This is a genomic window from Sneathia vaginalis (genome assembly GCF_000973085.1).
GTDB lineage: Bacteria > Fusobacteriota > Fusobacteriia > Fusobacteriales > Leptotrichiaceae > Sneathia > Sneathia vaginalis.
The window spans coordinates 1,036,346-1,058,547 of record NZ_CP011280.1 but is presented as its reverse complement, the minus strand read 5'-3'; the positions used below and the strand labels follow the sequence as shown (position 1 = coordinate 1,058,547).

Genomic DNA, 22,202 nt, shown 5'->3' with positions numbered 1-22,202 from the left:
ATTGTAAGGTACTATTGAATTAATGAAGGAGGAAAAATGGCACATACTAAATCATCTAAAAAAAGAGTTGTTTTAGGAGAAAGAAATAGACTTAGAAATCAAGCAATAAAAAGCAGAGTTAAGACTTTCGTTAAAAAAGTTCTTGTAGCTGTTGAAGCTAAGAATGTTGAAGAAGCAAAATCAACTTTATCATTAGCTTTCAAAGAATTAGATAAATCAGTTACTAAAGGAGTATTAAAGAAAAATACTGCTTCAAGATACAAGTCTAGATTATCTCTAAAAGTTAAAGCACTAGGATAATAAATTTTTAAAAATGTATTATTTTGCACTCTCATGGGAGTGCATTTTTTTATGTAAAGAAAAAGAGTTATGAATTGAATCATAACCCCATTTTTAATATACATCTAGAATACAGGATATCCTTCTTCCTTATACTCTTTTCTTAGGAAATCTTTAACACTTTTACTTGTCATTGCTTTTTCAAGGTCCTTAATTTTCTTAGAGTTCTTGTTATCGCTTCTTGAAGCTAGTATTATTGCATATGTGTTATTACCATCTTTTTCTTTTAATAATGCATCTTTTACACTAACCCCTATTTTTCTCATATGTGAAGGCCAGTTAAATACAAGATCTGCTTCTTGGTATGCTTGTACTAATGATGGTATAGGTATTTGCATAAATTTGTATGAATTTTTTGTCCATATAACATCATTTACTGAAGCTAATCCATTATGTTTGTTTAGTCTAATTAATCCAGCTTTTTGTAGTATTAAAAGTGCACGAGATTGATTAGTTGGATCATTAGGTATAGCTATTGTACTACCTTTAGGTAATTGGTTAATTGATTTATGTTTCTTTGAGTAAAATCCAACATACACATCATATATTGCTCTTACTTTCACTAAATGTGCATTAGCTTTCTTATTGAAAAAATTCATAAAAGGTTCATGTTGATGAAAGTTAGCATCTAAGTCTCCAGCGTTTAATCCAATATTTGCTGTTTTGTAGTCAGTTAAAACTCTAACTTCTACTTTGTATCCCTTTTTTTCTAAGTCTTTTGCAGCAATTCTTACAATTTTCTCCATTGGATATACTGAAGCTGCAATTCTAATTAATTTATCATTTGAGAATGATAATACTGTTAAAAACATACTAAAACATACTGTTAAAATTTTCTTCATTTATCTATTCCTTTCTTATCTAGTATCTCTGATATTTTTTTACCTAATATTTGTATAGTGAACACTAAAATTACTATACAAAGAATAGCTTTGTATACAACTTGCATATTGAATTCATAGTATCCGTAGCGAATAGCATAGTCACCTATACCACCTCCACCAACAATACCCATTACAGTTGAATATGAGATTATACTTATCATGCTTGATGTTAATCCTAGGACTAAGCTTTGTCTTGATTCAACTATTAAAAAATATCTAACTAATTGATAATTTGAAACTTTCATAGATTTTGCTAATTCAATTACACCTGTATTTACATCACAAAATGATTGTTCTACAAATCTTGAAAAAGTAGCAATACCTACAAAACATAAGGGTAAAGTTGCAGGTAAAACACCAAATGCTGTTGAGAATATTAATCTTGTAAGTGGTATTAGGAGTATTACAAACAGCAAGTATGGTATACTTCTTATTGTATTTACGAATATATTACAAAATATACTGAATCTATTTTTTAAATAGATACAAGCCCCTATGGGAATACCAAATAATATTGATATTACAGTGGGTATTGTAATCATGATAAGTGTTTCACGCAATGCTTGTATTAATTCATAGTCCATCTTTTATCAACCCCTTACCATCTTTCATTATCATAACCTTATCACAAAGGTATTTAATAACATCAAGATCATGACTTACAATAACTATGGTAGTTTTGTACTCTTCTCGTATTTTTTTGAAAAGGCGTATAATTTCAAAACTTGTTTTTGTATCTAGTGATGCAGTAGGTTCATCACAAAATATGATATCTGGTCTTGTAACTAAGGCTCTTGCTATACAGACTCTTTGTTTTTGTCCACCAGATAATTGACTAGGAAACTTATTCATAAAATCTTTTAAACCTACGAAACTTAAAATTTCAACTACAGTATCTTTTTCTTTTATACCCTTTAATTTAAGAGCCAGATTAACATTGTCAAATACATTTAAATTATTTAACAAATTAAAATCTTGGAATATTAAATTACTACTTCCATCTAGTTGTATATTGCCACTATCATACTTTAAAAGACCTTGTAGCATTTTTAAAGTGGTTGTTTTACCACTACCAGATCTACCAACTATTCCAAATATACATGATTTTTGTATAGTGAAATTTAAGTCAATACAGAATTCTGGCAATTGTTTTTTTAAATTAGTAACTTTAATCATTTTGCCTCCTTAATTGTATAGTATTATTTACAATAACAAATTTCAAGTATATTTTACAAATTAAAAAAATATTCTTTTAACAATTAAGAAATTAAAGGGATAAGTAAAAATATTTGAATTTAATATTTCGTATAATGAAAAAATGCAGCACAGCTGCATTCCATTTTATCTTTTTTGTATTTCTTCCCATCTGGTTTGTATGATATTCCGTATATCTTTTTCATTAACACTTAGAATTTTCTGATCTTCCATTACTATCTTACCATTACAGATAACAGTTTGTATATCAGATGATTTAGCTGAATATACTAATGCTGAGATAAGGTTGTTTCTTGGTGTGAAAGAATTAGAATCTAAATTAAATATATTTAAGTCTGCTAAAAATCCTTCCTTTATTACCCCAAGATTTTTAAGTCCTAATGAAGTAGCACCATTAATCGTTGCCATTTTAAGCATTTCTATTGCTGGGACAACTTTTTCATTCATTTCAATAGCCTTATTAACTATTCCACCTATATGAATTTCTTCTAGGATATCCTGATTATTATTCGAAGAATCACCATCTGTTCCTATACCTACAGTTATCTTATTCTTTAAAAGTTTATCAATAGGTGTAAATCCACTTGCAAGTTTTAAATTTGAGCTTGGATTATACACAGGATAGAAGTCTTTTCCTTTTATTAGCTCTATTTCTTCATCAGTAATATGTACACAGTGTGCTGCTATTACATGATTTTCTAATAGACCTATAGATGATATATATTCAATAGGAGTAAGGTTATGTTGTTTTTTTGAATCTTCTATTTCGGTAATAGTTTCTGATAAATGTATGTTAATTATATTATCATATTTTTCTTTTGCTAATTTTGATATTTCTTTTAAGTATTCTGTACTACAAGTATATATTGCATGAGGACCAGGAACTATTTTAATTCTACCATTACCTGCATTGTTGTATTTATTATACAATTCATCAAGTTCTAACAGCCTTTGTTTGCCTTTACCATCAAAATCTGTTAGACCTCTTGTTAAAACACCACGTATTCCTAGTAGTATAGTTGCATCTGCAACTTTTTCCATTGAACAATACATATCACAAACTGTTGTAACACCACTTTTAATATTTTCAATTAAAGATAATACAGATGACCAGTAAATATCGTCATCATTTAATTTGTCTTCAATTGGCCAAATTTTAGTCTGAAGCCAGTCCATTAAACTCAAATCATCTGCATAATTTCTAAAGTAGCTCATTCCAAGATGAGTATGAGAATTAATAAATCCAGGTGTTGCTAGCATATTATTCCCGTCTATTATTTTATCAGCACACATATTTAAATTTGTTCCGATTTTTTTAAATACATTGCCTTCAATTAGTATATCTATATTATCTACTATCTTTTCATTCTCTATATCAAGATAGGAAATATTTTTAATTAATATACTCATAAATTTTTCCACTCCTTTGCTTTTACATATATTATCATAATATTAAAAAAAATGTAATAAAAAATTGAAGTTGAAGTTTTTTTGGTATATAATAAAGGAAAAAACGGGAGTATTATGTATGGCAAAGAGAATAATTTTAAAAAGTGAAACAGAAATTAAGAATTCTGCTGTAGGATTTAGCTATATTACAGTATATTTTGGGTCGCTAGTTCCACTATTTAGACTTGATATTATAGGGTTCTTGGAAGTGCTTTTATCAGAAATACTTGTATTTGTAATATGTGTTTTAATGGCCTTTAGTGGTAGTATTGTGATATATGCTTTAATGTACATTGGTATTTTTTTATACAGAATATATTTAGGTTTTTGGTATAATAAGGCATATACAAGAAGATTGCTTTTAAACGGACTAGTTCCAGCAGATGAATACTCAAAAGCACTACTTATGATTTATGGATATATACCTATAGATAATACTATAGATATAGTAAAATACAAAATGATAGTAGATAGTGGAGAAAATACAAAGGCTATTATCTTTATTATCACCCAAATAATTGGTGGAATATTTAGCATAATTAGTATTATAGAATACGCAGTCTTAATATCATTTTTTCCTTTTGCAACAAATATTTTTAGTGATTTAAAGGGTAAGGATATGGAAACACAAACATACGAACAAACACAAAATTATTCAGAAAATACACAAAATAGTACAGAAGATACAAGTCAAAATACAGAATCTACAACAGAATCTACAGACTATACAGATGATGATCTAACAACAGCAGATACGGTATATGACGAAGTAATAAATAAGGGGAACTATGATTATTTAAATAATTTTAATAAAGATGAACTTGGAATAATACGTAATACCTTCTATGCAAGAAGGGGATATATTTTTACTGACGTTAAATACAAGGAATATTTTTCTAAAAAATCTTGGTACAAACCTTCAACATATATAATGGATATATTACCTCCTAAGGAAAAGGAAATAGTTAGAATAATAAAGGAATATGAAAATAGCTATTAAAATAAGGAAAATATTATGGAAAAAAGAGAAAAAATAATTTATTTGTGGTTTTCAATGTGGCTTAAACGAGAAGATTTAGGTATAGAAGATATTTTTACAAATAATGTAATATATATTGAAAGTTGGGGACCAAAGTACAAAGATTGTAAAAGTGTAAAAAAGTGGTTTAATGAATGGAATATGAAAGGTGAAGTTATTCTATGGGACATATTACAATTTTTTCATAAGGGAGATCAAACTGTTGTAGAGTGGAAATTTAAGTGTGTTTATGATAATGTAGTTAGTGAATTTGATGGGATGTCATTAATTTACTGGACAGAAGATAATAAAATTAAATTTTTAAAAGAATTTGGATGTGAAAGTAAAAATTGAGAAAAATATATTAAATAATGATGCTATCTTTTATGATAAAATATATAAATCATAGAAGCTAGCATTTTTATATTAAAAATTTAAAAAAAAACTTTACATTTTCCAAAAAATGTAGTATAGTATCTGAAGAAGTGTTGGAGGTGTTAGGAATGATAAAAAAGAAAAGAAATAAAAACTTATTAGAATTCTTTACACTTTACAGGAATTAACCATTGAGAAGTAGCAATTTTGTTATTTCTTTTTTTTTAAAATAAAGGAGGATAATCGTGGTTAAAGGAATTATTGGAGTTAGGGATAAAGTGCCAGCAGCACTATTATTACCACTTAGTTTACAACATACATTTGCAATGTTTGGAGCATCAGTTTTAGTACCTATATTATTTAACGTAAATCCAGGTATAGTCTTATTGATGAATGGTATAGGTACCCTATTATTCATTCTAATAACAAAAGCTAAAGCACCAGCATATTTAGGGTCAAGTTTTGCGTTTATAGGTGTTGGAACACTAATTATACAAAACATGGGATTTTCTTATGCAACAGGAGCATTTGCAACAACTGGATTTTTAGGGTGTATTCTTGCTCTATTAATTTACAAGTTTAAAACTAACTGGATAGATATAGTATTGCCACCAGCATCTATGGGGGCTGTTGTATCACTAATAGGGTTTGAATTAGCAGGAGTAACTATCAGAGGTGGAAAGATAGGAGCTAACATCTTAACAGATACTGCAACAAGAGCAGATGCTATAGTATTTCTAATTACTTTAGGAACAGCAATAATAGGTTCAGTAATATTTAGAAAATTTTTCGCTACTATACCTATATTAATTTCAATAATAGTAGGATATATTGCAGCAATGTACTTTGGTATGATAGATTTCACACCAGTAGTACAAGCAAAACTATTCACAATGCCAGCATTCCAATTACCTTCATTCTCATTAAGTGCATCATTAACAATGCTACCAGTGTTGTTGGTAATAACATCAGAACATGTTAGTCACCAAGTAGTAACAAGTAATATAATAGGAACAAATCTATTAGAAGATCCAGGATTACACAGAAGTATATTTGCAGATAACTTTTCTACTATGTTATCAGGATTAGTTGGTGGAGTTCCAACAACAACATACGGAGAAAATATAGGGGTAATGGCAGTAACTAAAGTATATTCAGTATATGTAATAGCAGGAGCTGCAATAATATCAATATGTATGGCGTTCATAGGACCACTTAATATGTTAATTCAAACTATACCAGGTGATGTTATAGGTGGAGTAACATTCCTACTTTACGGAATGATAGGTGCATCAGGTATTAGACTATTAGTTGACCAAAAAGTAGACTATTCAAAGACACAAAATCTAATATTAACTTCAGTAATATTTATCGCAGGATTAAGTGGACTAGAAGTTAACTTCTTCAGTATCCAATTAAAAGGAATGGTATTAGCAAGTGTTGTAGCTGTAATTATTAGCTTAATATTCTATGTATTAAACAAATTTAACTTAACAAATGGAAATTAAAATTAAATTATGCTAGCCTTTGGGCTAGCTATTTTTTTTTAAAAGGTATATAATGAAATTGGAGATGAAGTTCTCCATGATTAAATATCAAAACTGCTTTATGCTAATGACTTCTACACTAAGATTTTTTTAGTGCTAGAAATCATTTTTTTTTGGAGGTAAATATGTTACAAAGTTTAGCAATAATCCTTTTATTAGGATTAGTTTTTTCAAAAATATTAGAAAAATTTAAGATTCCAGGCCTTATTGGCATGATAATAGTAGGTATATGCATATCTAAATTTATGCACCCTAAAATATTTAATATATCCAGCGATTTAAGACAAATTGCATTAATAGTAATACTTACTAGATCAGGTCTTTCACTTAATTTAGATAATTTAAAAAAAGTAGGTAGACCTGCAATGCTATTATGCTTTTTACCAGCAACATTTGAAATGATAGCTTGTAGTATAATAGCACCTATGATATTTAAAATTTCACATCTAGAAGGTGCCTTATTAGGCTCAGTTTTAGCAGCAGTTAGTCCAGCAGTTGTTTCACCACGTATGATAAGAATGATAGAGAATAAGGTGGGTATTAAAAAGGGAATACCAGAAATGATTTTAGCAGGTGCTAGTGTTGATGATGTGTACGTTATTGTGTTTTTCACAAGCTTTTTAACCCTATTATCCAAAAATACCCTATCATATATGGAATTTGTTAAACTTCCAATATCAATAGTTTTAGGTATAGTATTTGGTGTGATTTTAGGTAAGGTAATGTTGTACATATACAAGAAAATAGAGATGAATAGTGTTAGTATGACAATTACCCTAATATCAATATCGTTTTTAGCTATTAAAATACAAGATTTTTTACCAATAGCTGTTTTACTTAGCTTAATGGTTATGGGTATGACAATAAATAGAAGTAAGGACATATGTCAAAAGTTAAATACTTCATATATGAACTTATGGAAAGTATTTGAAATCTTACTTTTCGTCCTAGTTGGAGTAAGTATAAAGGTAGAGTATTTAAAAGAAAACTTCATATTAGGAATACTACTAATATTATTAATACTAATATTCAGAATGTTAGCAGTATATATTTGTGTATTAAGAACAAATTTAAATACAAAAGAAAGAGTATTTTGTATGTTAGCATACATACCAAAAGCTACAGTTCAAGCAGCTATAGGTGGAGTACCTTTAGCTATGGGTCTTAATTGTGGAAGTCTTGTGCTTACAATCTCAGCTATTGCCATACTTTTCACAGCACCTATAGGGGCATATCTAATAGATAATACACAACAATATATTGTGTAAAATCAAATTGACGTTTCATATATTTTGTGGTATAGTAAAGTATAATATACAAAAAAGGAGAAAACTATGTCAAAATATTTTGAAGAGTCAGTTTCACCTTTAGAATTTTCAAAAGGTGTGAATAAGCCGATGAGATCGGTTAACTGGAATAAAATAGATGATGAAAAAGACTTAGAAGTTTGGAATAGAGTAGTTCAAAACTTCTGGTTGCCAGAAAAAATACCAGTATCAAATGATTTACCATCATGGAATACATTGGACGAAAATTGGCAAAGGTTAATAACAAGAACATTTACAGGATTAACACTATTAGATACAATTCAAGCAACAATAGGTGATGTTGCCCAAGTTAAAAATTCACTTACAGATCATGAACAAGTAATATATACTAACTTTGCATTTATGGTTGCTGTACATGCAAGATCATATGGAACAATATTTTCAACACTATGTACAAGTGAACAAATAGAGGAAGCACATGAGTGGGTTATACATACCAAAAGCTTACAAAAAAGAGCAGAAATATTAATACCATATTACACAGGAGACGATCCTTTAAAATCAAAGGTAGCAGCAGCACTTATGCCAGGGTTCTTGCTATACGGAGGATTCTATTTACCTTTCTACTTAGCATCACGTGCAAAATTACCTAATACATCAGATATTATACGTCTAATACTACGTGATAAGGTAATACATAATTACTATAGTGGATACAAATACCAACAAAAAGTAAAGAAATTGTCTGTTGAAAAGCAAAAAGAAATGAAAGAGTTTGTTTTTGATTTATTGTATAAATTAATAGACTTAGAAAAAGATTACTTAAATGAGTTGTATGAAGGCTTTTCTCTAGCAGAAGATGCAATTAAATTTAGTGTGTATAATGCTGGAAAATTCTTGCAAAATTTAGGATATGATTCTCCTTTTACTGAAGAAGAAACACAAATAAAGCCAGAAGTATTTGCACAATTATCTGCAAGAGCAGATGAAAATCATGATTTCTTCTCAGGTAATGGTTCATCATATGTTATGGGTGTAACAGAAGAAACAGAAGATGAGGATTGGGAGTTTTAAATGAGAGTAGTATTTTTTTCTTCAATATCAAATAATACAAAAAGATTTGTAGATAAATTGGGAGTAGATGGAATTAGAATACCTATTAAGATAAAAGAAAGTATAACTGTAGATGAAGAATATATTTTAATAGTTCCAACATACAGTGGAGGTAATGGTGATACTAGAGGAGCTGTACCAAAACAAGTTATACATTTTTTAAATGATGAGAATAATAGGAAGTTGTGCCGTGGTGTAATAGCTTCGGGTAATACAAACTTTGGAGATACATATTGTATAGCAGGACCCATAATCTCAAAGAAGATAAATGTACCTTTGCTATACCAATTTGAGCTTTTAGGAACTACAAAGGATGTAGAAGAAGTAAAGAAAATATTAGAAGGGATGAAGTAATGAAAGATTTGTCACAAGAGTATATATCGTTAAATGCAGTTACAAAGATACAAAATCAAGATAATACGCATAATTTTTATGCTGATAAACAGGCAGTTGATATGTATTTTAAAGAACACGTAGAACCTAATACAAAAAAGTTTTCTAGCATAGAAGAAAAAATAGGGTATTTAATAGAAAATGACTACTATGATGAAGAAGTATTAGATAAGTATGATAGAAAAGATGTAATAGATCTATTCAAAAAAGCTAAGGAGTATAACTTTAAATTTTTAAATTTTATGGGTGCGTATAAGTTCTATAACTCATACTGTTTAAAAAGCTTTGATGGTAAATATTATCTTGAAGAATATACTGATAGAGTATCTATGAACGCCCTATTATTAGCAAAAGGTAATATTAAAAGTGCATATGATATATTAGATGCAATGCTAAAAGGTATATTTCAACCAGCAACACCTACATTCTTAAATGCAGGTAAGAAAAAACGTGGTGAATATGTATCTTGTTATCTAGTAAGAGTTGAAGATAATATGGAGTCAATCTCAAGGGCAATATCAACAAGCCTTCAATTATCAAAACGTGGTGGTGGAGTTGCGTTATGTTTAACAAATTTAAGAGAATTTGGAGCTCCTATTAAGAAAATACAAAATCAATGCACAGGTATAGTGCCAGTTATGAAGTTATTAGAAGATAGCTTCTCATACGCTAATCAATTAGGTCAACGTCAAGGAGCAGGGGCTGTATATCTTAATGTACACCATCCAGAAGTTATGACTTTCCTTGATACTAAGAGAGAAAACGCAGATGAAAAGATTAGAATAAAGTCACTAGCCCTAGGTTTAGTTATACCAGATATTACATTTACCTTAGCAAAAAACAATGAAGATATGGCACTTTTTTCACCATATGACATACAAAGAGTGTATGGAGTACCTATGAGCGATATTAGTATAACTAAGGAGTACTATAACCTACTAAAAGATGATAGAATCAAAAAGACATATATTAGTGCAAGAAAGCTATTCCAAACGATAGCAGAATTGCATTTTGAATCAGGATATCCATATATATTATTCGATGACACAGTAAATATGAGAAATCCTCAAAAGAAAAAAGGAAGAATAGTAATGTCTAATTTGTGTTCTGAAATAGCACAAGTTAATACGATTAGTACCTTTAAACAAGACTTGAGTTTTGAAAATATTGGAGAAGATGTTTGTTGTAACTTAGGATCTATTAATATTGCTAAGATGATGGAAAACGCTTGCGATATGGAGAAGATAATAGATACTTGTATTGTAAGTCTTGATAGTGTTTCAAGATTAACGGATATAGACTGTGCACCAAGTATACGTAAGGGTAATGAAAAAAATCATGCTGTTGGACTAGGTGCAATGAATTTACATGGCTTTTTAGCAACAAATGAAATATATTATGCATCAAATGATGCAGTAGACTTTACTGATGCTTTCTTCTATACTCTAGCATATTATGCATTTAAGGCGTCAAATAAGCTGGCAAAAAATGTAGGAGTATTTGAAGGATTTGAGGATAGTGAATATGCTACAGGAGAATATTTCAAAAAGTATACAGAACATGAATTTACAATAAGCAGTGAAAAAGTAAAGAACTTATTAGAAAAATATATGTTAAAACTTCCAACAAAAGAAGATTGGATAAAATTAGCAAAAGATATTAAGGAATCTGGACTTGCTAATGCCCACCTATTAGCAGTTGCACCAACAGGATCAATTAGTTATGTATCATCATGTACTCCAAGCTTACAACCAGTTGTATCACCAATAGAAGTTAGAAAAGAAGGTAAGTTAGGAAGAGTATATGTACCTGCATATATGATAGATGATAAGAACTATAAGTACTATGAAAAAGGGGCGTATGAAATAGGATCAGAATGGATAATAGATGTAGCAGCAGCTGCAGCAAAACATGTTGACCAAGCAATTTCATTAACTCTATTCATGACAGATAAGGCAACAACAAGAGATTTAAATAAGGCATATATTAGAGCGTTTAGTAAGAAGTGTCCATCAATATATTATTTGAGAATAAGACAGGATATATTGGAAGGAAGTGAAGACCACACTTGCACAAGTTGTGTGATATAGAGAGGGAAATGACCAAAATGGTCATTTTTTTTTTGCGAAAATACTTGACAAAACATTGTGGGGGGGGGGTAGGATACTATTAGACTCGGTAAATATGTGTTTAAAAAAATAGGGGGTAAAAAATGAAAAATATCGAAAAATATGTCAAGTCTAGTTTGAAAAAGAAGATTACAGTAAATAGAGCACTAATAATTTTGTTTATGATTACTGGGAGTTTTTCAATGTCCGCACAAGGGGACTATATTATTAAAAGTAATGCACTAGGTAGAAATAGTTTTGCAAAAAATGGATATGTATTTGGTGATAATTCAATAGTCGGAAGTAAAGATGGAAAAGATGTAGATAAAATAAAGGAAATTCTCGGAAAATTAAAGGAATTAAATGACCAAAAAAAAGATTTAGAAAAAGAATTAAGAAATACAACTGATACAGAAAAACAAGCAGAATTAAGAATTAAAATTTCTGAAAAAGAATTAGAAATAACAAAGGAAGAAAATAAACTATTAGGTATAGTTCCAGATGGAGGTAATAATAGCTACGCTATAGGTAACGAAACAACAACATTAGGAAAAAATACCTTTACAATAGGTGACAAGTCATATACAAAAGGTGATAAAACTTATTCATTAGGTGATAAAAATGAAGTGTATGGTGATTCAAATCAAGTGCATGGAAATAATAATAAGGTTGGGACTGAAGAAAAAACTATTAAGGGGAATTTAGTGTTTGGGAATGATAATAAGGTATATTCAGAAACACTAACTTCAAGTGGAACAGAACATGGAAGTGGAAAATTTGTCCCTCAAACTCCAAAAGCTAAATATAATGAAAATGAAATATTTGGAAATAAGAATAAGGTATATGGAGATGAAAATATATCATTTGGTTCGAACAATATAATAGGTACAGACAAGAAAAAAGTAGAAAAAAATATTGTTTTAGGTAGTAATGTAACAATAGATGGTATTAGTAATGCAATAGTGTTTGGAGATAAAAGTACAGCAGTAAAAGATGCTGTATCATTTGGTAATGATAAAAAACAAAGAAAATTAAAATTTGTTGCAAAAGGTACAGATAAAACAGATGCAGTTAATGTTGAACAATTAGATGATTATGCTAAAAAAGAAGAATTAAGCAAATACTTAAAATCAGAAGATGTAGATGTAAAAAGTGCAAATAACTATATATCAGTAAGTGGTACAGGTAAGAAATATACCTTAACATTCAATAAAGATGAGTTGGCAAAAGATCTAGATTTATCAAATAATACAACATTGAAAGGTAAAGCGAATGCGAATGCGGATAATATAGACATAACTACATGGCAAACTAAACTAGGTAATGGAGAAATTGCTGATGGTAATACAGGATTAGTTACAGGAGGAAAAGTATATACCGAATTAAACAAAAAATTATCAGATATAACTGTAGCAGGAGATACATATATTACAGCAACTAAGGATACAAATGATAAAAGTAAATATACATTAGCATTCAATAAAGAAAAGCTAGTAAATGATTTAGATTTATCAAATAATGCAACACTAAAAGGTAAAGCGAATGTGAATGCRGATAATATAGACATAACTACATGGCAAACTAAACTAGGTAATGGAGAAATTGCTGATGGTAATACAGGATTAGTTACAGGAGGRAAAGTATATACCGAATTAAACAAAAAATTATCAGATATAACTGTAGCAGGAGATACATATATTACAGCAACTAAGGATACAAATGATAAAAGTAAATATACATTAGCATTCAATAAAGAAAAGCTAGTAAATGATTTAGATTTATCAAATAATGCAACACTAAAAGGTAAAGCGAATGCGAATGCGGATAATATAGACATAACTACATGGCAAACTAAACTAGGTAATGGAGAAATTGCTGATGGTAATACAGGATTAGTTACAGGAGGAAAAGTATATACCGAATTAAACAAAAAATTAGATATAGATGCTAAAAATATAACAGATGATGGAGTAGCTACTTTAACTACTAAATTAGGTACAGGTGAAATCAAAGATAACAACAACAATTTAGTAACAGGTGGAACAGTTAAAAAATATATAACTGAGGAAATAAACAATATTAACACTAAAGTAAGTGGTAAATTAAGTAGTGAAGATGTAGATGTTAAAGGTGATGAGTATATCACAGTAAATAAAGATGTACAAAAACCTAACCATTATAGTCTAGTGTTTGATAAAGACAAATTAGCAACTGATCTTGATTTATCTAAGAACACTAAATTAACTGAACAATTTAATAAGTATGCACTACTTGATGGAAGTAATTTAGAAAGTAACGAATTTAATTTAAATGTATGGCAAAATAAACTAGGTAATGGTAAAATTGTTAGTGGTAATACAGGATTAGTTAAAGGTGGAGATATATTTACTTATGTTAATAACATTAAGCAAGAGTTAAATAATCAAGCTACACAAGATTTATCTAACAAATTAGATAAAGATGGAACTAACCTAGATGACGCGTCTATAGTTAAATTAACTAACAAATTAAGTGAAGGATCAGATCTAACTACACCAACTAATAGATTAGTTACAGATACTAAAGTAGGTGAAGCATTAAAAGGTAAATTAGATATAAATGCAAACAACTTAACTACAGAAGGTGAAACTAACTTAATTAACAAATTATCTAAAGATTCAGATATATCTGAACCTAATAACAGATTAGTAACAGATACACAAGTAAATGAACATCTAAAGAATAATTACTATAATAAAGCTGATGTTGATGCAAAGGTAAGCAATATATCTAATACTGTAGTTGAAACAAATAAGAAATCTGAATTAGCATTAGGTGGAGTAGCAAATGCAGTAGCAATGGCAAATCTAGTACAAGTTAATTCATATTCAAAACATAGACATAATCTAAGTGCAGCATATGGATACTATGGAGGAGCACACGCATTAGCAGTAGGATTTAGTGGAACTAATGAAGAACGTAACTTTGTATATAAATTAAGTGGTTCAGTAAACAATAAGGGAAATCTTGCATTCGGTGTTGGAGCTGGAGTAATGCTTGGTGAAGAAAATGACTACATTGAAAGTACAGAAGTTAAGAAACTAAAAGAAACAGTTAAGGAACAAAGAGATAAGATTTCTAATCTTGAAAAGAAACTTGATGAAGTCCTTAAATTAATTAAGAAATAGAAAAAAAAGTGTAATTTTACACTTTTTTTGTATATGTGATATAATAAAGTATTAGGAGGAGATATGAAAAGAATTTTAATACTTTTGTTTTTATCTACGTTGAGTTTTTCGAATTTGTATCAAAGATTTGACAATAGAGACAGTTATTTACAAGCAATAAATGAAAATGAGAATATAGATGCAAATGAAAGGCTATTTGGTATATATTTTAATGCAGATTTATTAAAAGAATCTGAATTAATTGATGAAGAAGAAAAGATAATAGAAAAAAATCCTGATATTAAGTTGTTTATGGACTCATTACCTAAAAATGGTAAGTTGTATAATATAGAAGTGGTGATGAAAACATTTAGAGATATTCCCTTTATACTAGAAATGTATATAGAAAAAGGGTATATGAGTCAATTAAGAAGCAAGTTTAAAAAAACTAATAATAAATACATTTACTATAGACTAAATGATAGATACGATAAGATAGAAAAATACAATATGTCACAAGCTTTGAAGTATAGGATATTAGATAATATGACAGTAGGGCATCTTAAAATGATATATAAGGAGCCTAAAAAATATATGCCTGAGTTTTTGAACTTTGTAGATAATAATTTGGGATATTACAATATACAGGATAAGAAATATTTATACAGTATCATAGTTCAAATTGAATACTCAACAGCTATGCTCTCAAAAGTTGATAAGAAGTATAGGGCGATATGTATTAAAGCTGATAAAGTTGTAAGTAAATTAATTAAAGAAAAAGAAATAAAGATGTTAGATGAAGATAATGGAATGTCTAATGTAGAATTTTTAAGAACATGGAGGTAATTATGAAAGTTTTTGTATTAAATAGTGGGAGTTCTTCTATTAAATTTCAAATAATTGAAACAAATACGCAAAAAACACTTATGAAAGGTTTGTGTGAAAGAATAGGGCATGAAAATTCAATATACACAGTAACAAATGTAGAGAAAGATTTGAAGGATAAGAATGTACCAGTATACTTTCATGATCACGAAGAAGCAATAAAAAAGGTCCTTTCCCTTATAACAGACGAAAGAATAGGAGTATTAAAGGATTATTCTGAAATAGATGCGATAGGACATAGAGTTGTTCATGGTGGTGAATACTTTAAAGATTCTGCAGTAATTACAGATGAAGTGTTAAAGGATATAGAGAGTGTGTCACATTTAGCACCATTACATAATCCAGCAAATATTAAAGGAATCAATGTGTGTAAAAGACTTATGCCAGATAAGGCTAATGTAGCAGTATTTGATACATCATTCCATCAAACATTGGAAGAAGAAAAATATATATATGCACTAAAGTATGAAGATTATGAAAAGTATCAAATAAGAAAATATGGATTCCATGGGACATCAGTTAGATACATAGTAAAAAAATTGGATAAGATAGATTCTAGTTTAAAGAATATAATAGTATGTCACCTTGGTAATGGTGCATCAATTACAGCAGTAAAAGATGGAAAATCATTTGATACAACTATGGGATTCACACCACTAGCAGGGCTTCCTATGGGAACACGTAGTGGAGATATAGATCCATCAATATTAGAGTACTTATCTAATGTTAAGGAATTTAATGAAAAAGAAATGTTAAATTATCTTAATAAAGAATGTGGTATGAAGGGGCTATGTGGTAGCTCAGATAATAGGGATATACTATCACTAATTGATAAGGGTAACAAGAATGCAAAGTTAGCACTTAATGTATTTTGTAATAAAATAGCAAGCTATATAGGTTCATACTATGTAGAATTAGGTGGATTAGATGCAATAATATTCACAGGAGGTATAGGTGAAAACTCACCTGAAACAAGAGAATATGTCTGTGATAGATTGAAGGCTATAGGTGTAAAGTTAGACAAAGGGCATAATTTCATGAGAACTAATGACGATGTACTGTTAACCGATAGAGATTCTAAAGTTAAAGTATATAGAATTAGAACTAATGAAGAGCTTATGATTGCACTAGATGTTGAAAGATTAGTTTTATAGCAAAAATATTTTGTTGACAAATAAAGGCAAAAGGAAGATAATATTGATATAAGTATGAAAGGAGAAAAAAATGAAGAAATCAATTTTTTCTTTAACAATATTATTAAGTACATTGTCATTTGCACATTTTCAAATGATAAGTACATCTAATTTTGCTATTGATAGTTCAGCAAAGAATGTTAAACTTGATATGTTATTTACACACCCAGCAGAAAATGGATTCTCTATGGATATAGGGAAGAATGCTAAGGGTGAAATTAAACCAGTTGAAGCTTTTCTATTAAAAAAGGGAGATACTGTAATAAATGCTAAGGATAAATTAATAAAGACAAAATTTGGTAAAAAAGATAATAAGGCTTTAGCATACACATACGATTTTAATTTTAAAGAAGGGTTGAGACCAGGGGTTTGGACAGTTATTTTCGTCCCAGCACCATACTTTGAAAAGAGTGAAGATGGATATATTAAACAAGCAACAAAAGTATACATAAAGAAGGGCGATACAGAAAGTGATGAATGGCAAGAACGTCAAATGCCTAAAGGTGAACCAGAAATAATACCACATATAGATCCAACAAATGTATGGAAGAACCAAGTATTTACAGCAAAAGTTGTAGATGAAAATGGAAATCCAGCAAAGAATAAAAGAGTTGAAGTTGAATTTAAAAATTATGATATAAAGGATGGTATGTTTGTAGGTAAACCTAAAACAGAACATTCAACAGCAGTAATATTAACAGATGATAATGGTATGTTCTCATTTGTTCCTACTGAAAAAGGACAATGGGGATTCTCAGTAATAGATGCTGCTACTAAGAAAACATTAGACGGTAAAGAAGTAGAACACGATGCAGTTTTATGGATAGAAGTTCAAAAATAGATTGAGAAGGTGTAAACCTTCTCTTTTTTTACTCTTTTTTTGGAATATAACTGAAAAATATCCAAAAAATTTTTTTCTATGTTAGGATATAAATTAAGGGAATTTTTAAAAAAGTATCTAAAAAATAACTGAATTTAGCTTATTGACATAAAAAAAATGAGAAGATATAATCGAGACATAAAAAAAAGAAGGAGAAATATATATGAAAAAAATACTACTTACTTTAACAATTATGTTCTCATTTTTAACATTATTTTAAAAGAGGGTAAAAATGGATAAATATATAATTTTGGTTTTAATGTGTGTAGTTGGCTATTTTAGTAAAAATAAAGGTTTACTTTATGCATCTATAATAGTTTTATTGCTTAGCATTTTACCTTTTCAAGATAAAACTTTAGGATTTTTTAAGTCAAAAGGCTTAAAATTTGGAGTGTTTATATTAACAATAGCAATATTATCGCCAATAGCTTTAGGTCAAATAAGTATAAAAAATCTAATTGAAACATTTACAAGTTATCAAGGATTAATCGCTGTTATAATAGGAATAATAGCTTCACTATTATCAAAACAAGGAATACAATTTCAAAGTATTAGTCCTAATGTAGTTATAGCTGGTAGTATAGGTATAATAATAGGAATAGTATCACTAGGAGGGACTGCTGTTGGACCTATAATAGCTTCTGGTATGACTTTTGTGATTATTAAATTAATAGGAAATTTTATTAGATAAAAAATAAAATACTATGTGATATATTAATGCCATATAAGTCTTTCATAGTTAAGTAGGATTTAATTTTCCATGCTCTTTAATAATTTCATTTTTAGCTTTAATTCTATAAGGGCAATAAAATTTTAAACTTTCATTAGATAAAATAGATGTATTAAATTTATTAGGTTCACTAAAAATGAAAGTTTTAAGACATAACTTACATCTTTTTTGAGTTTTAGTATGCATGTAATGCCATTCTTTAGTAGAATTACATTTAGGACATAGTTGATTAGGATTAGGGAAGTTAGGCTTTAAATAAGCCTTAGAATGCTTAAAATTACCATTAGAAAGTATTTCTTTGTAATTAAGAGAAGGAGAACTAACAATAGGGACTTTAATAGCCTCTTTATCAAGCTTAAAATACTCATAAAGAGGAGATCTAGAAATTTCATCTAAGGAATTAATTTGATTATTAAGAGATAAAATAACATTTGAAAAAGTTAGGTCTTGAATATTATTAATAAAATTTGCTATAATTGACACGTGATATCACCCTTTCTTGGTTGTGTTAAGCGATTCAATTATACAAGAAAAATGGGAGGTATCACAATTTTTTTTATAGAAAGTGCTACAACCCAATAAAAACAATATATAAATTAAATTATATAAATAAAGGAGGGGCTGTATACTTTACAGTACAAAAAAAAGAAGGAGAAATATATATGAAAAAAATACTACTTACTTTAACATTTATGTTATCATTTTTAACATTTGCTCATGAACATCATCATGAAGAAGCAAAATTAGAAAATGCAGTTAATTATCATTCAGTAAAAGGATCATTAAACACAGACTTATCTATTGGAACACATGAAGGTGAATTACATGCTAAAATAGGTGAATTTGGTATGGTTGATGTAGAAAAAACTGAAAATGGTTACGAAACAGCTAATAAGTTAATCACAATACAAAAGACTAAAAATGGTGCACACCTAAAAGTAGCTATCCTATTATTCGATAGAAGTGATTACAATTCTTCTAAATTTGAAAAAGAAATGAATTTCCATTCATACAATGGTGGATTCCCACATTTCCATGTAGACTTTTTAAATAAAGAATATACAAAAGTAAGATTACAAGAGAAAGAAGGATTAACTTTCAATGGTAAGATGACTATAAATGAAGAAACAAAAGACAGAGTATTTACAGAAGAAAAAGGAAGATTTACAATAATTTTATTCTCTAAATATGACGATACTAAAAAAATGGAAAAGAACTTAACAAGAACAGCTATGTTTATATCAGAAATGGATTTAACTAAATTAGCAAATCATCATCATAAACACTAATATATTCTATCTAAGAAAGGCTTAGCCTTTCTTTTTTTATTCCTTTATTATATTCTCTACAAGTACAGCTTTTCAATGCTTCTTGTATTTTATTTACTGACATAACATTATCTATTTTATACTCTAATACTCTCATCAAAACTAAGCTTAACAAAATGAAAAATTTCAATAAAAATTAGTCACTTTGCAACAGCCCCTTCAAAGTTGTTTGGATTATTATTTGAATTAAACTGCTGTATACCGAACGGCACGTACAGTGGTGTGAGAGGGGGCACATATTAGACCCTACTCGATTGGATAATGAATATTCTCGTTATTATAAGCCTAATGCATTGAATTTACAATCTGGTGTATTCTAGAGCTTCTGAGAGCGTATTTGAGTATTTTTTGACTCCAAAAAATTCTGGAGTGAGATGTTTTATAAAAAGATTATTTGAAAATTATAATTAAAAATGATATAATGTGTATGATATGTATAGTGAGTATGAAACATATTGAGAAGGAGGAGACCTATTTATGACTATTCGTAAAAATATTACTTTAAAGCAAGAAGATTATGATTTAATTTCAAATTTTATTTTAAAAAAAGGATATAATTTTTCAGAGTTTTTAAGAGAAACAGCCTTAGAAAGAATAAAACAAGAAGAAGAAATAAGTTTATTAGATTTTTTAAATTCAAATATTTCTTTATTATCAAAAGAAGAACAATTAGAAATAGATAGTAAAAACATTGATTTTTCAGATATAAGTGGAGAGGAATTGAAATTAGAAGATGTTTTATAAGGTTTTATATAAAAAAGAAGCTAAAAAGTTTATAAAGAAAAACAAAATTTATGGAATTAAATTTATGAAAGCATTTGATGAAATTTCAAAAGATAAAAATAAAATATTTGAATATGATATAAAAAAATATATTCATAAAGATTATTATGATATATTTAGAATGAGAATAGGAGATTATAGAGCAATATTTAGAATTATAGATACTGAAATTGTCATATTAGTTTTTGATATTGATAGCAGGGGTGAAATATATAAAAAATAAGCCATATTTTTCATTCTAAGAGATTTTAAAAGTTAAGGGGCACAAAAAAAGCACCCCTTTTTTGATTTTGGAGCTTAGAAGAGCAAATTTAAGCAAATTATATTAAAACAAAAAAATTGAAAAGTAAAAACTGTATAATTAAATGACGAAAAAGTATAAAAAAATAGATAGATATGCTATCATATGTATGCCAAACGGCACGTACAGTGGTGTGATAGGGGCTATATTTTAGTCCCTACTCGATTTTAAAAAATAGTATAATATACTTGGAGGAGATATGAAAAAAATTATTACAAAATTAAGCGATATATTTATCCCTATAATCCCCATATTTCTAATATGCGGGTTATTAGGTGGTGTAGCTAAGATATTATTACACTTTCCAAAATTAGTTTTTTTACATGATATGTTTTTTGTTGTATCACAAGCACCATTGATGCTACTACCAGTCCTACTAGGCTATTCTGCAGCAAAAGCATATGGTGGTAATGTGTATTTAGGTGCAAGTTTGGGACTAATATTAGTAAGTGAAAGTTGCTATACTACTTATCATGTAAATTATACTGCAACAGTATTACCGATAATAGTTTTATGCTACATTCAAGTTAAGATAGAAAAATTTTTAAAAAAATATATATTAGGAAATGTTGGTGAAATGGTTATTCCCCTTATAGCTATAGTTATAACAAGTGGGTTGACTTTTTTCCTTTTAGGACCTATGCTATATAACTTAGGGGAGATGTTAACTAAATTCATCTGCTATATCTACACAAGATTTGGATATATAGGTAGTGGTATACTAGGGTTAATATATGCACCCCTAGTTGTAACAGGTCTACACCATGCTTTTTTACCTATAGAAACACAATTAATAGCTGAAATTTCAAAGACAGGTGGTACTTTTATTACACCCATTGCAACAATGTCTAATGTTTCTCAAGCAGGTGCAGTTTTAGCCATTATGTTAACAGAAAAAGATAAAAAAGAAAAAAATGTACAAAAAGTTGCAATGTTTTCAGCCCTAATGGGTATAACCGAACCTGCAATGTTTGGTGTAACTTTAAAGAAAAGAAAAGCTTTCTATGCATCTTTAATAGGGAGTATGATAGCATCTATATATATTTCATATAATCACATATTATCATTTACATTAGGTATATCTAGTGTATTAGGGTTCATAGCTATACCTGTAGCAAAGTGGTTAGAATTTTTTATAGGCCTACTATTAGCATTTTTTATTCCCCTTATAATCACAATTTTTTTGAATAAAAATAAACAATAGCTACCTTTATGTGTAGCTTATTTTTATTGCATTTATGACGCTT

General features: G+C 28.6%; 22 protein-coding genes and 1 riboswitch. Of the genes, 17 read left to right on the top strand and 5 right to left on the bottom strand.

All coding sequences use genetic code 11. The features are described from left to right. Window positions 1-36 precede the first annotated feature (36 nt). Window positions 37-300, top strand: a complete 264-nt coding sequence (gene rpsT, locus VC03_RS05220) for a 30S ribosomal protein S20 (protein WP_046328983.1) — start codon at window positions 37-39, stop codon at window positions 298-300. A 104-nt stretch (window positions 301-404) separates the two neighbouring features. Here rpsT and VC03_RS05215 read toward each other — a convergent pair whose 3' ends face one another. From VC03_RS05215 to VC03_RS05200, 4 genes are all read right to left on the bottom strand, one after another. Continuing rightward, on the bottom strand, window positions 405-1,181 hold the full coding sequence (locus VC03_RS05215) for a MetQ/NlpA family ABC transporter substrate-binding protein (protein ID WP_046328982.1): 777 nt from the start codon (window positions 1,179-1,181) through the stop codon (window positions 405-407). Beyond that, window positions 1,178-1,807: an ABC transporter permease subunit gene (locus VC03_RS05210; protein WP_046328981.1), complete on the bottom strand. Its 630-nt coding sequence runs from the start codon at window positions 1,805-1,807 to the stop codon at window positions 1,178-1,180. Before VC03_RS05210 ends, VC03_RS05215 begins: the two co-directional genes overlap by 4 nt. Next, window positions 1,797-2,399, bottom strand: coding sequence for an ABC transporter ATP-binding protein (locus VC03_RS05205; RefSeq protein ID WP_046328980.1), 603 nt, complete (start codon window positions 2,397-2,399; stop codon window positions 1,797-1,799). The genes VC03_RS05210 and VC03_RS05205 overlap by 11 nt, the downstream gene beginning before the upstream one ends. A gap of 165 nt (window positions 2,400-2,564) precedes the next feature. Then, a complete protein-coding gene (locus tag VC03_RS05200) occupies window positions 2,565-3,848 on the bottom strand; it encodes an amidohydrolase (protein WP_046328979.1) in 1,284 nt (427 codons plus the stop codon). 118 nt (window positions 3,849-3,966) lie between these two features. Between VC03_RS05200 and VC03_RS06610 the strand changes: the two genes are divergently transcribed. From VC03_RS06610 to VC03_RS05140, 12 genes are all read left to right on the top strand, one after another. Then, complete coding sequence (locus VC03_RS06610) at window positions 3,967-4,887, top strand: YARHG domain-containing protein (protein ID WP_052727712.1); 921 nt, start codon at window positions 3,967-3,969, stop codon at window positions 4,885-4,887. Window positions 4,888-4,902: 15 nt separating this feature from the next. Beyond that, window positions 4,903-5,259, top strand: a complete 357-nt coding sequence (locus VC03_RS05190; RefSeq protein WP_046328978.1) for a nuclear transport factor 2-like protein — start codon at window positions 4,903-4,905, stop codon at window positions 5,257-5,259. A gap of 266 nt (window positions 5,260-5,525) precedes the next feature. Then, window positions 5,526-6,788 (top strand): uracil permease, encoded by a 1,263-nt coding sequence (gene uraA, locus VC03_RS05185; protein WP_237223916.1) that lies wholly within the window; start codon window positions 5,526-5,528, stop codon window positions 6,786-6,788. Between the two features lie 51 nt (window positions 6,789-6,839). Next, window positions 6,840-6,911, top strand: a riboswitch (Fluoride riboswitch). A gap of 41 nt (window positions 6,912-6,952) precedes the next feature. After that, window positions 6,953-8,095, top strand: coding sequence for a cation:proton antiporter (locus VC03_RS05180; protein WP_046328976.1), 1,143 nt, complete (start codon window positions 6,953-6,955; stop codon window positions 8,093-8,095). Between the two features lie 66 nt (window positions 8,096-8,161). Continuing rightward, the gene (gene nrdF / locus VC03_RS05175; RefSeq protein ID WP_046328975.1) at window positions 8,162-9,169 is read left to right on the top strand and encodes a class 1b ribonucleoside-diphosphate reductase subunit beta; all 1,008 of its coding nucleotides are present in this window, start codon (window positions 8,162-8,164) and stop codon (window positions 9,167-9,169) included. Then, a complete protein-coding gene (gene nrdI / locus VC03_RS06740) occupies window positions 9,170-9,562 on the top strand; it encodes a class Ib ribonucleoside-diphosphate reductase assembly flavoprotein NrdI (protein ID WP_046328974.1) in 393 nt (130 codons plus the stop codon). It begins immediately after the preceding gene. Beyond that, window positions 9,562-11,691, top strand: coding sequence for a class 1b ribonucleoside-diphosphate reductase subunit alpha (nrdE, locus tag VC03_RS05165; RefSeq protein ID WP_046328973.1), 2,130 nt, complete (start codon window positions 9,562-9,564; stop codon window positions 11,689-11,691). The genes nrdI and nrdE overlap by 1 nt, the downstream gene beginning before the upstream one ends. Window positions 11,692-11,813: 122 nt before the next feature. Further along, complete coding sequence (locus VC03_RS05160) at window positions 11,814-14,876, top strand: YadA-like family protein (RefSeq protein WP_046328972.1); 3,063 nt, start codon at window positions 11,814-11,816, stop codon at window positions 14,874-14,876. Between the two features lie 63 nt (window positions 14,877-14,939). After that, a complete protein-coding gene (locus VC03_RS05155) occupies window positions 14,940-15,701 on the top strand; it encodes a hypothetical protein (RefSeq protein WP_046328971.1) in 762 nt (253 codons plus the stop codon). 2 nt (window positions 15,702-15,703) lie between these two features. After that, complete coding sequence (locus tag VC03_RS05150) at window positions 15,704-16,894, top strand: acetate/propionate family kinase (protein WP_046328970.1); 1,191 nt, start codon at window positions 15,704-15,706, stop codon at window positions 16,892-16,894. Between the two features lie 70 nt (window positions 16,895-16,964). Continuing rightward, the gene (locus VC03_RS05145) at window positions 16,965-17,774 is read left to right on the top strand and encodes a DUF4198 domain-containing protein (protein ID WP_046328969.1); all 810 of its coding nucleotides are present in this window, start codon (window positions 16,965-16,967) and stop codon (window positions 17,772-17,774) included. 271 nt (window positions 17,775-18,045) lie between these two features. Continuing rightward, complete coding sequence (locus VC03_RS05140; RefSeq protein WP_046328968.1) at window positions 18,046-18,504, top strand: DUF441 domain-containing protein; 459 nt, start codon at window positions 18,046-18,048, stop codon at window positions 18,502-18,504. Between the two features lie 48 nt (window positions 18,505-18,552). Here the strand turns inward: VC03_RS05140 and VC03_RS05135 are convergent, their stop codons facing one another. After that, window positions 18,553-19,026 carry a hypothetical protein gene (locus VC03_RS05135; protein WP_046328967.1) on the bottom strand — a complete coding sequence of 158 codons (474 nt, stop codon included), beginning with the start codon at window positions 19,024-19,026 and terminating at the stop codon, window positions 18,553-18,555. Between the two features lie 179 nt (window positions 19,027-19,205). Between VC03_RS05135 and VC03_RS05130 the strand changes: the two genes are divergently transcribed. From VC03_RS05130 to VC03_RS05115, 4 genes are all read left to right on the top strand, one after another. Beyond that, window positions 19,206-19,832, top strand: coding sequence for a hypothetical protein (locus tag VC03_RS05130; protein WP_046328966.1), 627 nt, complete (start codon window positions 19,206-19,208; stop codon window positions 19,830-19,832). 516 nt (window positions 19,833-20,348) lie between these two features. Further along, window positions 20,349-20,615 carry a hypothetical protein gene (locus tag VC03_RS05125; RefSeq protein WP_046328965.1) on the top strand — a complete coding sequence of 89 codons (267 nt, stop codon included), beginning with the start codon at window positions 20,349-20,351 and terminating at the stop codon, window positions 20,613-20,615. After that, window positions 20,605-20,877 carry a type II toxin-antitoxin system RelE family toxin gene (locus VC03_RS05120; RefSeq protein WP_046328964.1) on the top strand — a complete coding sequence of 91 codons (273 nt, stop codon included), beginning with the start codon at window positions 20,605-20,607 and terminating at the stop codon, window positions 20,875-20,877. Before VC03_RS05125 ends, VC03_RS05120 begins: the two co-directional genes overlap by 11 nt. Before the next feature lie 277 nt (window positions 20,878-21,154). After that, window positions 21,155-22,159, top strand: a complete 1,005-nt coding sequence (locus tag VC03_RS05115; RefSeq protein WP_046328963.1) for a PTS transporter subunit EIIC — start codon at window positions 21,155-21,157, stop codon at window positions 22,157-22,159. Window positions 22,160-22,202 lie beyond the last annotated feature (43 nt).

What these genes read in the sequence shown, in the direction of transcription:
- VC03_RS05125 (WP_046328965.1), top strand. Translation starts at nt 20,349, where the DNA reads ATGACTATTCGTAAAAATATTACTTTAAAGCAAGAAGATTATGATTTA.
- VC03_RS05150 (WP_046328970.1), top strand. Translation starts at nt 15,704, where the DNA reads ATGAAAGTTTTTGTATTAAATAGTGGGAGTTCTTCTATTAAATTTCAA.
- VC03_RS06610 (WP_052727712.1), top strand. Translation starts at nt 3,967, where the DNA reads ATGGCAAAGAGAATAATTTTAAAAAGTGAAACAGAAATTAAGAATTCT.
- nrdE (WP_046328973.1), top strand. Translation starts at nt 9,562, where the DNA reads ATGAAAGATTTGTCACAAGAGTATATATCGTTAAATGCAGTTACAAAG.
- nrdI (WP_046328974.1), top strand. Translation starts at nt 9,170, where the DNA reads ATGAGAGTAGTATTTTTTTCTTCAATATCAAATAATACAAAAAGATTT.
- rpsT (WP_046328983.1), top strand. Translation starts at nt 37, where the DNA reads ATGGCACATACTAAATCATCTAAAAAAAGAGTTGTTTTAGGAGAAAGA.
- VC03_RS05210 (WP_046328981.1), bottom strand. Translation starts at nt 1,807, where the DNA reads ATGGACTATGAATTAATACAAGCATTGCGTGAAACACTTATCATGATT.
- VC03_RS05215 (WP_046328982.1), bottom strand. Translation starts at nt 1,181, where the DNA reads ATGAAGAAAATTTTAACAGTATGTTTTAGTATGTTTTTAACAGTATTA.
- VC03_RS05200 (WP_046328979.1), bottom strand. Translation starts at nt 3,848, where the DNA reads ATGAGTATATTAATTAAAAATATTTCCTATCTTGATATAGAGAATGAA.
- VC03_RS05120 (WP_046328964.1), top strand. Translation starts at nt 20,605, where the DNA reads ATGTTTTATAAGGTTTTATATAAAAAAGAAGCTAAAAAGTTTATAAAG.
- nrdF (WP_046328975.1), top strand. Translation starts at nt 8,162, where the DNA reads ATGTCAAAATATTTTGAAGAGTCAGTTTCACCTTTAGAATTTTCAAAA.
- VC03_RS05190 (WP_046328978.1), top strand. Translation starts at nt 4,903, where the DNA reads ATGGAAAAAAGAGAAAAAATAATTTATTTGTGGTTTTCAATGTGGCTT.
- VC03_RS05205 (WP_046328980.1), bottom strand. Translation starts at nt 2,399, where the DNA reads ATGATTAAAGTTACTAATTTAAAAAAACAATTGCCAGAATTCTGTATT.
- VC03_RS05115 (WP_046328963.1), top strand. Translation starts at nt 21,155, where the DNA reads ATGAAAAAAATTATTACAAAATTAAGCGATATATTTATCCCTATAATC.
- VC03_RS05140 (WP_046328968.1), top strand. Translation starts at nt 18,046, where the DNA reads ATGGATAAATATATAATTTTGGTTTTAATGTGTGTAGTTGGCTATTTT.
- VC03_RS05145 (WP_046328969.1), top strand. Translation starts at nt 16,965, where the DNA reads ATGAAGAAATCAATTTTTTCTTTAACAATATTATTAAGTACATTGTCA.
- VC03_RS05130 (WP_046328966.1), top strand. Translation starts at nt 19,206, where the DNA reads ATGAAAAAAATACTACTTACTTTAACATTTATGTTATCATTTTTAACA.
- VC03_RS05180 (WP_046328976.1), top strand. Translation starts at nt 6,953, where the DNA reads ATGTTACAAAGTTTAGCAATAATCCTTTTATTAGGATTAGTTTTTTCA.
- VC03_RS05155 (WP_046328971.1), top strand. Translation starts at nt 14,940, where the DNA reads ATGAAAAGAATTTTAATACTTTTGTTTTTATCTACGTTGAGTTTTTCG.